The organism is Janthinobacterium sp. TPC_1, assembly GCF_056037845.1.
Map to the genome: position 1 here is coordinate 5569865 of NZ_CP195157.1, position 13743 is coordinate 5583607.

The 13743-nt window shown below is 60.1% G+C and carries 12 protein-coding genes and 1 pseudogene; 2 read left to right on the forward strand and 11 right to left on the reverse strand.

The window, feature by feature from the left end:
* Window positions 1–69 precede the first annotated feature (69 nt).
* Entirely contained in the window at window positions 70–324 is a 255-nt protein-coding gene (locus ACQVLG_RS27030) for a hypothetical protein (protein ID WP_474291842.1), read from the reverse strand.
* 43 nt (window positions 325–367) lie between these two features.
* Between ACQVLG_RS27030 and ACQVLG_RS27035 the strand changes: the two genes are divergently transcribed.
* The gene (locus ACQVLG_RS27035) at window positions 368–2149 is read left to right on the forward strand and encodes a methyl-accepting chemotaxis protein (protein WP_474291843.1); all 1782 of its coding nucleotides are present in this window, start codon (window positions 368–370) and stop codon (window positions 2147–2149) included.
* 226 nt (window positions 2150–2375) lie between these two features.
* Window positions 2376–3185: a Crp/Fnr family transcriptional regulator gene (locus ACQVLG_RS27040; RefSeq protein WP_230539342.1), complete on the forward strand. Its 810-nt coding sequence runs from the start codon at window positions 2376–2378 to the stop codon at window positions 3183–3185.
* 63 nt (window positions 3186–3248) lie between these two features.
* Here ACQVLG_RS27040 and ACQVLG_RS27045 read toward each other — a convergent pair whose 3' ends face one another.
* From ACQVLG_RS27045 to thrS, 10 genes and pseudogenes are all read right to left on the reverse strand, one after another.
* Window positions 3249–4664 carry a sensor histidine kinase gene (locus tag ACQVLG_RS27045; RefSeq protein ID WP_474291844.1) on the reverse strand — a complete coding sequence of 472 codons (1416 nt, stop codon included), beginning with the start codon at window positions 4662–4664 and terminating at the stop codon, window positions 3249–3251.
* A 144-nt stretch (window positions 4665–4808) separates the two neighbouring features.
* Window positions 4809–5442 (reverse strand): annotated as a pseudogene (locus ACQVLG_RS27050) (response regulator).
* A 199-nt stretch (window positions 5443–5641) separates the two neighbouring features.
* Window positions 5642–6046 (reverse strand): MerR family transcriptional regulator, encoded by a 405-nt coding sequence (locus ACQVLG_RS27055; protein ID WP_230539340.1) that lies wholly within the window; start codon window positions 6044–6046, stop codon window positions 5642–5644.
* A gap of 10 nt (window positions 6047–6056) precedes the next feature.
* Window positions 6057–6404 (reverse strand): integration host factor subunit alpha, encoded by a 348-nt coding sequence (locus ACQVLG_RS27060; protein WP_010399205.1) that lies wholly within the window; start codon window positions 6402–6404, stop codon window positions 6057–6059.
* A gap of 172 nt (window positions 6405–6576) precedes the next feature.
* Window positions 6577–9003 carry a phenylalanine--tRNA ligase subunit beta gene (gene pheT / locus ACQVLG_RS27065; RefSeq protein ID WP_474291845.1) on the reverse strand — a complete coding sequence of 809 codons (2427 nt, stop codon included), beginning with the start codon at window positions 9001–9003 and terminating at the stop codon, window positions 6577–6579.
* Window positions 9004–9084: 81 nt separating this feature from the next.
* Window positions 9085–10101 (reverse strand): phenylalanine--tRNA ligase subunit alpha, encoded by a 1017-nt coding sequence (gene pheS, locus ACQVLG_RS27070; protein WP_010399212.1) that lies wholly within the window; start codon window positions 10099–10101, stop codon window positions 9085–9087.
* Between the two features lie 145 nt (window positions 10102–10246).
* Window positions 10247–10606, reverse strand: a complete 360-nt coding sequence (gene rplT, locus ACQVLG_RS27075) for a 50S ribosomal protein L20 (protein ID WP_010399214.1) — start codon at window positions 10604–10606, stop codon at window positions 10247–10249.
* A gap of 26 nt (window positions 10607–10632) precedes the next feature.
* The gene (gene rpmI / locus ACQVLG_RS27080; protein WP_038493025.1) at window positions 10633–10830 is read right to left on the reverse strand and encodes a 50S ribosomal protein L35; all 198 of its coding nucleotides are present in this window, start codon (window positions 10828–10830) and stop codon (window positions 10633–10635) included.
* Between the two features lie 351 nt (window positions 10831–11181).
* Entirely contained in the window at window positions 11182–11742 is a 561-nt protein-coding gene (infC, locus tag ACQVLG_RS27085) for a translation initiation factor IF-3 (RefSeq protein ID WP_205711303.1), read from the reverse strand.
* A gap of 12 nt (window positions 11743–11754) precedes the next feature.
* Window positions 11755–13662, reverse strand: coding sequence for a threonine--tRNA ligase (thrS, locus tag ACQVLG_RS27090; RefSeq protein WP_230539337.1), 1908 nt, complete (start codon window positions 13660–13662; stop codon window positions 11755–11757).
* Between the last annotated feature and the right edge of the window lie 81 nt (window positions 13663–13743).

Here is a 13743-nt window from a genome sequence, read left to right on the forward strand (position 1 = left end):
TGGCCAAGCAGCCGCGCAGTTCATCAAGGGGTCACAATCCGCAGGCAACATTGCACTGCAGAAATGTTGTCACCCTACCCTGGAAACCCGATGAAAATGCTCCTCACCCCCGCCGTCCGACTCATGCAGCGCTTGCGCCTGCTGCCCAAATTCATGCTTGTCTGCCTGGTCTTCCTGCTGCCGCTGGCGCTGGCGACTACCCTGCTGATCTCGGAACTGGGCAAATCGCTGGCCCAGGCGCAGGATGCGCAGCGGGGCGTGGCCTATGTGCGCCAGCTGCAGGAAGGCACGCGCCTGCTGCAGCAGCGGCGCGGCCTCGAGCACTTGCGCCTGAGCGGCAAGGCGGGCATGGACAATACGGCCGTCAATGCGCGCATCACGGCCGCGCTGGCGGCCCCTGGCGCGCCTGCCGGCCGGCGCCGGCCTGCCGCAGGCGGCCGAGCTGACGAAGCAGTGGCAAGCGCTGCTGGGCCGCCAGGCGGGCCTCGCGGCGCGCGACAGCTATGCAGCGCATACGGCGCTGCTGCGCCAGGCGGCCAAGCTGGGCCAGCTGGTGGCCGACCGCTCGCACCTGAGCCTGGACCCGGACGCGGGCGCCAACCACCTGAGCGCCGTATTTACCGCCACCCTGCCCGACCTGGCCGAGAGCCTGTCCGACATCGGCGGGCGCGGCGCCGCCTACATCGACACGGGCCTGTTCGAAGCGAATGAAGACCAGCTCGTCAACGCCAACGCCCTGATCGCGCGCCACGAACTGGAACGCCTGCCGGCCCGCTACGACGAAATCCTCGCCGCCAAGCCGGCATTGCGCGCCAGTCTGCAGCCGGCCCTGAAAGCCGTGCCGGCAGCTCTCGCCTTCCTCGAACGCACGAAGAACGAAGTGACGAATTCCTACGACCAGACGTCAGGCGCGCAATTCCACGCGGCCGGCATGCAGGCGATCGACGCCCTGCACGCGCTGTCCGGCGCCTCCGCGACGGCCCTGGACAGCCTGCTGGCGCAGCGCATCGCCCGCGACGAGGCGCGCCGCGGCCTGATCCTGGCCGCCATGCTGCTGGTGCTGCTGGCCGCCGCCTACCTGTGCGCGGGCTTTTATGCCGCCTTCGCGCGCGACGTGACGCAATTGCGCGTGGCCGTCGGCGCGGCGGCGGCGGGCGACCTGTCGCAGCGCATCACCTCGCAGGCGCACGATGAAATCGGCGACCTGGTGCGCGACTTCGGCGCCATGACGCACGGCCTGGCCACGCTGGTGCAGGAAATCCGCGGCGGCGCGGCCGTCATCGCCGCCGCCGGCGCCGATATCGCCCAGGGCAACGCGGCCCTGTCCGGCCACACGGCCACGCAAGCGGACGCGCTGGGGGCCACCGTGGACTCGATGCGCGAGCTGACGGCCACCGTGGGCCGCAACGAAGCCCACGTAGGACAGGGACGCACCTTGGTGGCGACGGCGGCCGACGTGGCCCTGCGCGGCGGGCACACCGTGGGCGCCGTGGTCGAGACCATGGCCTCGATCAAGGCCAGCTCGCACAAGATCGTCGACATCATCGGCGTCATCAACGGCATCGCCTTCCAGACGAATATCCTGGCCCTGAACGCGGCCGTGGAAGCGGCGCGCGCGGGCGAACAAGGGCGCGGCTTTGCCGTCGTGGCGGCCGAGGTGCGCAGCCTGGCGCAGCGCTCGAACGAGGCGGCGCTGGAAATCAAGCGCCTGATCGGCGATTCCGTCGCCACCGTGGATGCGGGCGGCGACCTGGTCAATGCCGCCGGCAGCACCATGCGGCAAGTCGTCGATGCCGTGCAGCAAGTTGCCGTGGTGATCGGACGCATCAGCAGCGCCGGTGCCGAGCAGAATGGCGAGATCGCCCGCATCAACCAGGCGCTGGCGCAGATCGACGACATGACGCGCCAGAACGCGGGCCTGGTCGACGAGGCGCGCGCCGGTTCGCAGCGCCTGCACCAGGAAGGCGAGGCGCTGACGCAGGCCGTCAGCCGCTTCCGCCTGGGCGAACACGAGGCGCCAGCCACGCGCCAGGCACCCGCGGCGACCGTGCGCGGCGGCTTGCCCAGCGTGCGTCCGGCCGGCCTGTGGAGCGCCAACAAGCCGCGCGTCATATCACAAAATCGCGCAGAACGGCGCAAGGCTAGCTAGTCAAAAGTGTGCACGTAGGACAAGGACTACAATTTCGCCTCAAATGAGACTACAAAGTGGCGACTGCTAATCTTATGTTCGCCACTTACATAAGCTTTTAAAGTAGCTACATCGCGATCTGCACCGCGCGGTCGAAAAAAACGCTGTCACCAAATGGAGACAGCCGCTTCTTTGACCTGCAACGCGGCAATCGCACTCCGATGTAAAAAGCCTGTGAGGAAATACCATGAACCATACTCAACTTAGCACCCCGGTCCAGAAAAGCCAGTTGCTGCCGCGCGCCATGCCGGCGGCCGGACGGGAAATCAAGCTTGCGTCGCGGGTCAGCCTCAGCAGTGCCCAACAGAATGAATTGCTGGCCGCCCTGCCGCGCGCCGCGCTCGAATCGCTGTTCGAAGACCTGGAACTGGTGGAACTGCCTTTCGGCAAGGAACTGTATGCCTACGGCAATAACCTGGAATACAGCTATTTCCCCACCACCGCCATCATTTCCCTGCTGTATGTCATGGAAGACGGCGCCACGACGGAAATCGCCGTCGTCGGCCATGAAGGCGTGGCCGGTGCCTCGCTGCTGGCTGGCGAGCGCGCCATGTGCACGGCTGTCGTGCAAAGCGCCGGCTACGGCTACCGCCTCAAAACGCAGAGCCTGCGCGATGCCTTCAACCAGGGCGGCGCCCTGCCCCAGCTGCTGATGCGCTACACCAACGCCCTGTTTGCGCAAATGGCGCAGAACGCCGTCGGCGGCCGCCACAGCTCGATCGAGCAAAAGCTGTGCCGCTGGCTGCTGGACCGCCTGGACCGTTCGCCATCGAACGAATTGAAAGTGACGCAAGAGCTGATCTCCATCATGCTGGGCGTGCGCCGCGAAAGCATCACGGCCGCCGCCGGCAAGCTGCAGGAAGAAGGCTTGATTCATTACCGCCGCGGCAATATCACGGTGCTGGACCGCGCCGGCCTGGAATGCTATGCGGGCGAGTGCTATAAAGTTGCCAAGACGGAATATGACCGCTTGCTGCGCGACGTTTCACGCTGCTGATCAGGCAAGATAAATAAAAAATGGCCGGGCTGCATGCCCGGCCTTTTTTTGTCTCAAGGAAAATTACGCCTCGGCATCCGCATCGATGTCTTCCGGCTCCGGCGTCAGCGGCAGCGGAATCACGGCTTCCACGCACGTCCCCTTGCCTTCCGGCCCGTGGCGCACCGTGAGCGTGCCGCCCAGCAGCAAGGCCCGCTCGCGCATGCCCAGCAAACCGTGCGACATGGGTTTTTGCAGCGCATCGTCCGTGATGCCGATGCCGTCGTCGATGACGCGCAGCACGAGGCCGTGCTCGTTGCGCTTCAAGGTCACGCTGACCATGCCGGCCCGTGCATATTTGAGGATATTCGTCAGCGATTCCTGCACGATACGGAACAGGGCGATCGTCAAGGTCGCTTCGCGGTTGTCGATATTGATGGCCACGTCCGTTTCGCAGCGAACCGAGCTCATGCGCGCAAAATCCTCGCAATAGCTTTCGATGGCGGCGCACAAACCCAAATTGTCCAGCAGGCTCGGGCGCAGGTCTTCGACGATGCGGCGCTTCAGTTCCACCGTTTCCAGCAAGGTGGCCTTGGCGCGGCGCAATTGCGCGGCCAGTTCCGGCTGCGTATGTGCCAGTTGCTGCGTGACGGCACCCAGGTCCATGCTGATCGAGGTCAAGTTGGCGCCCAGCTCATCGTGCAGTTCGCGTGCCAGGCGCGCCTTTTCCACTTCATTGACGCTGATCAAATGGCGCGACAGTACGGATAACTGCTCGGTACGCTTGCTGACCGTCGATTCCAGGGTGTCATTGGCATTCTGCAATGCATACTCGACGGCCGCGCGGTTCTGGAAGCTGCGCCGCACCAGCTGGTAAAACATGATCAGCACGAGGATGGCCAAGGCATTGATGCCGATGCCGAGCAGCACGGCTTTCTGGTACTCATGGTAAAAGGCGGCGCTGCCGGTCGACAGCGCCTCGTTCTGCTCGCGCGTCATGATCACCACCTGCAGGCGGATCTCGTCCATGGTGGCGCGGTCATCGGTGACACGGGAAATGTTGACGATTTCAGCCAGCCCGCCCTGCTTGTAGACATCGATAGACTGTTGCAGCATCGACATCTTGCGACGGATCAAGCTCTTTAATTGGCCCAGGTTCTTCAGCTGGGTGGGACTGCCTGCAAGCAAGGTTTGCAGCTCGTTGAATTCGTTTTCGATTTCCGTGGATGCCGTCTTCGACGGTCCCAGATAGGTTTCGGAGCCGGAAATGAAATAGCCGCGCAAGCTGCTTTCCGCATCGAGCACGAGCACATTCAAGTACTGCAGGCGGTCAGCCACGCGGGCGCTCTGGCTGAGCAAGGCGTTCGTGCCCTTCAGCGACTGCAGGTTATGGAAGAGACTGAAACCATTGAGTACAAGCAGCAAGGCGCAAGTGACGCACAGGATCGTCTTGTACAGGGGCAGGCGGTGATTCGGGGCCGGTTCAGCGGTGAAATACATCCTGATGTGCATCCTTAGCAAGGTTCGGCGCGGGAGAAGACGCCGGCGCCGGCCAATTATAGTCCTCGCCACAGACTGCTGCACTGCACAAGTCGTGCTGGCCAGCTGGCTGAGCGATCATGTTTCCATGATCGCACCGCAACGCTAGTCAAGCAAATTGTTTTTCATTGCGTAATAGGTCAAGTCGCTGTTGGATTGCAAGCCCATTTTTTCCATGATGCGCGTACGGTAAGTACTCACCGTCTTGATGCTCAGCGACAAGGCCACGCCGATATCGGACACGGTGGCGCCGCGCGCCAGGCGCAGGAAGACCTGGAATTCGCGGTCCGACAATTCCGTGTGCAGTGCGGCATTCGTATCGCGGTCGAACGACTGCGCCAGCAATTCGCCCACGGTGGAGCTGACGTAGCGGCGTCCCTGGAACACGGTGCGCACGGCCGTCATCAGCTCGTCCGCTTCGCATTCCTTGTTCAGATAGCCATTCGCGCCCATCTTGAACAGGTTCAGCGCGTATTGCTGCGCAGGATAGCCGCTGAGGATCAGCACGGGCAATTCCGGCTGGCCCTGGCGGATCGTGCGCAAGGTATCGATGCCGCTCTGATCGGGCATGGCGATATCGAGCAGCAAGACATCACAAATTTCGCGGCGGGCGATATCGAGCGCTTCGCGCCCCGTACCGGCTTCCGCCACCACACTGAAATCGCTTGACGACGAAAAAATCTGTTTGAATCCCAGCTCGTACTATTTGGTGATCATCACAAATGGCAACGCGTATCATTGTTTCCCCTTAAATTTTCCTGGCCTGGGAAAGACTACCGGAACCTGAACGCTGCTCCGGCCTAGCGTCACTAACAAAAACGCAACATTAACATTATATTCAAAACATGGCGTGCCGTACGATACCGGCAGCGCCAGGGCTTGTACCATGCAGTATAGTCAAGCGGTATCGGACAACCCGACCTATATTGGTACAAATCTTATTTTAGCAAGTTTAAAATCGCAATTAATTCATTGCGTATCCACACGCGGTCCAGCGGCGCTTCCTGCGGCACGACGGGCACGGCCGGCAGCACTGGCAACTCATCGGCGATGACATGCGATGCACCACGGCTGTCGAGCTTGTTGCGCGCGCCGCTGATGGTAAAGCCCTGTTCATACAGCAATTCGCGGATGCGGCGTATCAGCAGCACTTCATGGTGCTGATAATAGCGGCGGTTGCCACGTCGTTTGACCGGCTTGAGCTGGGAAAACTCCTGCTCCCAGTAGCGCAATACGTGCGGTTTGACGCCGCACAACTCGCTCACCTCGCCGATCGTGAAATAGCGTTTCGCCGGAATGGGCGGCAAGGCGATCAACTCGGTTTTACTGATGCGCTCGTTCATCGCCACTCACTCAGGCAGCACGTGCCAGCGGACTGGTCTCTTCGACCATGCTTTTCAGCTTCTGGCTGGCATGAAAGGTCACGACACGGCGCGCCGTGATGGGAATCTCTTCACCCGTCTTCGGATTGCGGCCCGGCCGCTGCGGCTTGTCGCGCAACTGGAAATTGCCGAAACCCGACAATTTGACGGCTTCGCCCCGCTCGAGCGCATTGCGGATCTCGTCGAAAAAGGTCTCGACCATATCCTTCGCTTCGCGCTTGTTCAGGCCCACTTGCTCGAACAACAGTTCGGCCAGCTCCGCCTTGGTCAAGGTGGGTAAATCTTTTTCCGCTTCCTGGCGCACTTTGGCAACCAGCATGGCCCGATGTAAATCTGCGGCCAGTGCGGACTGCAGTACGGCGGAATCAACGTCGCTGTTATTAATTTTCCTGCCCTGCCTTTTCTGTGCGCCCGAGCCCGCCACATGGCAAGCTCGTCTACGGTTGACGACGGAAAGGCCGTCACGCAAAAAGCGACGGCCAGTCCGGTAATTACGAACGCAGTTTCGCGTCGTGTCCCTGCTTGGCGGCATCGATCAGGACAGCCATCAGGCCATCGACGACATCGTCTTGCAGGGTGTTTTGAGTATCTTGCAAGCTAATCCGGAAAGCAAGGCTTTTTTCATCCGTTTCCAGCCCTTTTCCACGATATTCATCAAATAAAACAATGGCTTGCACGATACGCGCTGCCGGGCTTGCCTTGGCGGCGGCATGGAAGCTGTCGAGCAGATCCTGCACTGCCACCGATTGCTTGACGACCACGGCCAGGTCGCGGCTGGCGCCAGGGAATTTCGAGATTTCCTGGTACGCGGGCACGACGCGCTGCGTCAGGGCGGCGGCGTCGACTTCGAACAGCACGGGCGCCAGCGGCAAGTCGTACTTTTGCATCCAGCGCGGGTGCAATTCGCCGATGAAACCGATGACCTTGCCGTCGAGTTCCACATTCGCCGAGCGGCCCGGATGCAGGGCCGGGTGTTCCGCCTTGCTGAAACGCAAGACCAGCGGCGCGAACAGCGCTTCCAGGTCCGCCTTCACGTCGAAGAAATCGACCGTGCGGGACGGCTGGCCCCATTGCTCGTCCGCCACCGCGCCGTAGGCCATGGCCGCCACGCGCTTCGGCTGGGCGTAGCCGGCCACCGACAGGGGGCCGTTTTCCACGCTGTCGTCGCGCTGGTAGATGGCGCCCACTTCGAAGATGCGCACGCGGTTGGTCTTGCGGTTCAGGTTGTAGCGCACGTTGGCGATCAGGCTGCCGATCAGCGAGGAACGCATCACGCTCATCTGGCTGGCGATCGGGTTCTGCAATTTGATCGGATTCGTGTTGCCCGAGAAATCGCGCTCCCAAGCCGTATCGACAAAGCTCATGTTAACCACTTCCTGGAAGCCCAGGTCGGCCAGCACATGACGTACCGCAAACAAGGAGCGGGTATTTTCTGGTGCAATCTGCATCACGTTCGCGGCCACGGGCGGCAAGGTCGGGATGTTTTCAAAGCCGTACACGCGCGCCACTTCCTCGATCAAGTCTTCCTCGATCTCGATGTCGAAACGGTAGCTGGGCGACGTCACGGAAAACACGCCGTCGGCCAGGGTGAATGGCAGGGCCAGGCGCGTGAAGATATCGGCGATCAGCTCATCATTGAGCGGCACGCCGATGACTTTTTGCGCGCGCGCCGTGCGCATCGACACGGGCTGGCGTTGCGGCAAGTTCACCACGTGGTCGTCGACGGGGCCGACGGTGGTGGCTGGCGTGCCGCAGATTTCCACGATCAGGGCCGTGATGCGCTCGATGTGCTCGACGGTGGTGGCGAAATCGACGCCGCGCTCGAAGCGGTGCGCCGCATCGGTCGAGAAATTCAAACGGCGGGCGCGGCCTTGAATGGCGTTCGGCCACCAGAATGCCGCTTCCAGGTAGATGCTGTCCGTATCGTCCGACACCGAGCTGGCGTCGCCGCCCATGATGCCGGCCAGCGATTCGATTTCCTGCTCATCGGCAATGACGCCGAGCCACTCGTCGACGGCGATGGTGTTGCCATTCAACAGCTTGACGGATTCGCCCGCCTTGCCCCAACGCACGTCGAGGCTGCCATGGATCTTTGCCAGGTCGAACACGTGGCTGGGACGGCCCAGTTCCAGCATGACATAGTTGGAAATATCGACAAGGGCCGACAGCGGACGCTGGCCGCTGCGCTCGAGGCGCTGCTTCATCCAGTCCGGCGTGGCAGCCTTGGCATTCAAGCCACGGATGACGCGGCCCGTGAAACGGCCGCACAGGTCCGGCGCGCTGATTTTCACGGGCAGGATTTCATCGCTGGAAACCGGCACGGTGCGGAACTGCGGCGCATTCAGCGGTACGCCGGTCAGAGCCGACACTTCGCGCGCCACGCCCAGCACGGACAGGCAGTCCGCCTTGTTCGGCGTCAACTTGATGGTGAATTTCAAGTCGTTGAGCGCAAAGTAATCGCGGAAATTCTGGCCGATCGGCGCGTCGTCCGGCAATTCCATCAAGCCGGCGTTTTCTTCCGACAATTTCAATTCGCGCGCGGAGCACAGCATGCCTTGCGACTCGACGCCGCGCAGCTGGCCCACCTTGATTTCAAACGGCTTGCCATCGGCGCCGGGCGGCAATACGGCGCCGGCCATCGCGCAGACGACTTTCAAGCCCGGGCGCACGTTCGGCGCGCCGCAGACGATGTTGAGCATGGTGCCCGTGCCGACGTCGACCTGGCACACGTTCAGGCGGTCCGCGTTCGGATGTTTTTCCATCTCCAGGACCAGGCCCACCACCACGTTCGAGAACGGCGGGGCGACGGGATCGACGTCCTCGACTTCGAGACCGGACATGGTCAGCAGATGGGCCAGTTCGTCCGAAGTCATCTTCGGATCGACCATGGTACGGAGCCAGTTTTCGGAAAATTGCATAATCAAGCTTTCAAATGTTCAATGCGCGAGCATGCAAGGGCACGCTCCAGCGCATCGAGTGACATGGAATAATGAAACGCCTTAGTTAAACTGCTTGAGGAAGCGCAAATCACCCTCGTAAAACAGACGCAGGTCGTTGATGCCATAGCGCAGCATCGTCAAGCGTTCCAGGCCGGAGCCGAAAGCAAAACCGATGAATTTCTCGGGATCGAGGCCAAAGTTCTTCACCACGCTCGGATGCACCTGGCCGGCGCCCGACACTTCCAGCCAGCGGCCTTTCAGCGGACCCGAACCGAAGGCGATGTCGATCTCGGCCGACGGTTCCGTAAACGGGAAGTACGACGGACGGAAGCGCACTTGCAAGTCGTCCGTCTCGAAGAAGGCCTTGACGAAGTTCAGGTAGACGCCCTTCAGGTCGGCAAAGCTGATGTCTTCGGCGATCCACAGGCCTTCGACCTGGTGGAACATCGGCGAATGGGTGGCGTCGCTGTCGACGCGGTAGGTGCGGCCCGGCGCGATGACCTTGATCGGCGGCGTGTGCGTGCGCGCATAGCGCACCTGCATCGGGCTCGTGTGCGTGCGCAGCAGCAAGGGCTTGCCATCGGTGTCGTTGCCGTCGATGTAGAAGGTATCCTGCATGGAACGGGCCGGATGGTTTTCCGGGCTGTTCAGCGCCGTGAAGTTGGTCCAGTCGTTCTCGATTTCGGGGCCGTCGGCCACGTCGAAGCCGATCGAACGGAAGATTTCCTCGACCCGCTCCCACGTGCGCATGACGGGATGGATGCCGCCGGGCATGCGGCCACGGCCTGGCAGGGTCACGTCGATCGCTTCGGCGTTCAGACGGCCTTGCATTTGGGCATCAGCCAGCGCATCACGGCGCGCCGTCAGCGCGTCCTCGATCTGCACTTTGACGGCGTTGATCAGGGCGCCCTGCGCCTTGCGCGCGTCCGGGTCCAGTTTGCCCAGGCCCTTCATCATTTCAGTAATCTGGCCAGTCTTGCCCAGGTAGCGGGCTTTGGCGTTTTCAAGTGCGGCAGCGTCTGCGGCGGCGATAAAGTCAGCCTGGGCCGAGACGACGAGTTCTTCTAGGGAGTTCATGCGGCTTTTCCTGTTTTGGAAATCAATCCTGGATTTAGTAATCTAGAACCCAACAATCAAAAACGGAAACGGGGCATAAGGTTCACACCCCTGCCCCGCTCTTTATAACGTCACCCTACGGATGACGTTGTGCAATGACCGATGCTTACGCAGCGATTTTTGCTTTCACTGCGTTGACAATCGCAGCGAATGCTGGCTTGTCCATCACAGCCATATCGGCCAGGACTTTACGGTCCAGTTCGATATTTGCTTTTTTCAAGCCGTTCATGAATACGCTGTACGTTACGCCATGCTCACGGGAAGCGGCGTTGATACGGGCGATCCACAGGCGGCGGAAAACGCGCTTCTTGTTGCGGCGATCGCGGTAAGCGTATTGGCCAGCGCGCATAACTGCTTGCTTGGCAACACGGTATACACGGCTGCGGCGACCACGGTAGCCTTTAGCTTGAACAAGAATCTTCTTATGACGGGCACGAGCTGTAACCCCACGTTTTACTCTAGGCATAGTAACTCCTTAAATTGAGTGTGAGATTAAGCAGTCGGCATCATGCGCATGACGGATGTGACATCCGATGCGTTGATGTTACGGGTACCGCGCAACTGACGTTTGTTTTTGGTGGTTTTCTTGGTCAGGATGTGGCGTTTGAACGCGTGACCCGACTTGACTGTTCCACCTGGACGCACGCGAAAACGTTTTTTCGCGGAGCTTTTGGTCTTCATTTTAGGCATAGCAATCTGTCCTCTTACGGACAGCTCCATTTATAACAGGATTGCAGGTGGCAACACGACGCTGCGCTTAGATGCCTGCTTTCACATGTTGTGCAGCGGATGCGAGTCCGCTACAGTTCACGCGGCCCGCACATTGCTGAGCGGGCCGCGCAAATTCTGCCTGGAATCCGGTGTCGCACCAATGCTGGCACAAACCACGTCGATCCACAGTAAGGCACCTATCAAAATCTACTACGCGTCGAAATCTGCGGCTTGCGATGCTCACTGTACCTTCGTACAGTTGCGCTTCTCAACCACAACTTCCTTCCGCTCGCTACGGTTTTGCCAGGTGCCGTAAAACGCTATTGTAGCTTACTTCTTCTTCTTAGGCGAAAGAACCATGATCATTTGGCGGCCTTCCATCTTCGGGAACTGCTCGACCTGGCCGTACGGCTCCAGATCGGCTTTCAGACGTTCCAGCATGCGGAAGCCAATATCCTGGTGCGCCATCTCGCGACCGCGGAAACGCAAGGTGATCTTGGTTTTATCGCCGTCTTCAAGGAACTTGATGAGATTACGCAACTTGATATTGTAGTCACCATCATCAGTCCCCGGACGGAATTTAACTTCCTTCACGAGGATGATCTTTTGCTTCAATTTGGCTTCGTGAGCTTTCTTCTGCTCCGAATACTTAAATTTGCCGTAGTCCATCAAACGGCACACCGGTGGCTGCGCGGTAGGCGCAATTTCCACCAAGTCGACGTTTGCCTCTTCCGCCAGGCGGAAGGCTTCAGCCAAACTTACGATACCGAGTGGCTCGTTATCGACCCCGCTTAAACGCATTTCAGGGGCAGTGATTTCGCCATTGATGCGATGTGACTTGTCAGTAGCTATTGTAATTTCCTTTAAAAATCTTGTAAGACGGTCGTGCAGCGAGTTTCCTCGTCAGGCCTTGGTGTCGACTTCATGTTTGAGTCGCTCAATCAGGGCATCGACGGACATGACGCCCAGATCGACATTGCCCCGCGCCCGCACGGCCACTGTATTCGCATCCCGCTCTTTGTCGCCAATTACTAAGATGTAAGGCAATTTTTGTACGGAATGTTCACGTATTTTATAGGTAATTTTCTCGTTACGCAAATCAGCCTGCACGCGCAGCCCCGCTTTGCGCAGTTTTGTTGTAACTTCCTGTACATAATCGGCTTGAGCGTCGGAAATATTCAACACCGACACCTGCACCGGCGACAACCACAACGGCATGGCGCCCGCATAGTGTTCGATCAGGATGCCGATGAAACGTTCCAGCGAACCCACGATCGCGCGGTGCAGCATGATCGGCACCTGGCGCGTGTTGTCCACGGCCACGTATTCGGCACCCAGGCGGCCCGGCATCGACGGGTCGATCTGCACTGTGCCCACTTGCCATGCGCGGCCCAGGCTGTCTTTCAGGTGGTATTCGATCTTCGGACCGTAGAACGCGCCCTCGCCTGGCAACTCCGTCCACTCCACGCCGCAGGCGCGCAGGGCCGAACGCAGGGATTCCTCGGCGAAATCCCACGATTCTTCCGTGCCGATGCGGTTATCGGGACGCAAGGCCAGCTTCACGTCGATATTCGTAAAGCCGAACGCCGTGTACACATCCATCGCCTGCTGGTGGAAAGCCGTCACTTCGCCGGCGATCTGCTCTTCCAGGCAGAAGATGTGGCCATCGTCCTGCGTAAAGCCGCGCACGCGCATCATGCCGTGCAAGGCGCCGGACGGCTCGTTGCGGTGGCATTGACCGAATTCGCCGTAGCGCAATGGCAAGTCGCGGTAGCTGCGCATGCCATTGTTGAAAATCTGGATGTGGCCGGGGCAATTCATCGGCTTCAGCGCATAGGCGCGGTTTTCCGATTCCGTGATGAACATGTTTTCACGGTAATTATCCCAGTGACCGGTTTTTTCCCACAGGCCACGGTCGAGGATTTGCGGCGCCTTGACTTCCTGGTAGCCGTTGACCTGGTACACATTGCGCATGTATTGCTCGACTTGCTGCCAGATCGACCAGCCTTTCGGGTGCCAGAAGATCAGGCCTGGCGCTTCTTCCTGGAAATGGAAGAAATCGAGCTGCTTGCCCAGTTTGCGGTGATCGCGCTTCTCCGCCTCTTCCAGATTGTGCAGGTACAGTTCCTGGTCTTCCTTCTTGGCCCAGGCCGTGCCATAGATACGCTGCAGCATCTCGTTTTTCGAGTCGCCGCGCCAGTAGGCGCCGGCCAGCTTCATCAGCTTGAAGACTTTCAGCTTGCCCGTCGATGGCACGTGGGGGCCGCGGCACAAGTCCGTGAACTTGCCTTCGGAATACAGCGACACTTCCTGGTCGGCCGGGATCGAGCCGATCAGTTCAGCCTTGTAGGCTTCGCCGATACTATTGAAGTATTCAATCGCTTCGTCGCGCGCGACAACCTTGCGCGTGACTTGCTCATCCTTCTTGGCCAGTTCCGCCATTTTCTTTTCGATCGCGACCAGATCTTCCGGCGTGAACGGACGCTTGTAGGCGAAGTCATAATAAAAGCCGTTGTCGATCACGGGACCGATGGTCACTTGCGCGTCCGGGAACAATTCCTTGACGGCATACGCCAGCAAGTGGGCCGTCGAGTGGCGGATCACTTCCAGGCCGTCGGCGTCCTTGTCCGTGACGATCGCCAGTTCCGCGTCTTGCTCGATCAGATAGGAGGTATCGACCAGCTTGCCATCGACCTTGCCCGCCAGGGCAGCCTTGGCCAGGCCGGTACCAATATTGGCCGCAACCTGGGCCACGGTGACCGGGCCGTCGAATTGACGGGCGGAACCATCGGGAAGTCGGATTGTAAGCATATTGATCTCCATATCGGCGCTGGCGCCAGGTAAAACTGCAATGTGATGGGTAAAATACTGAAAGGAAAACGCAGACGCAAA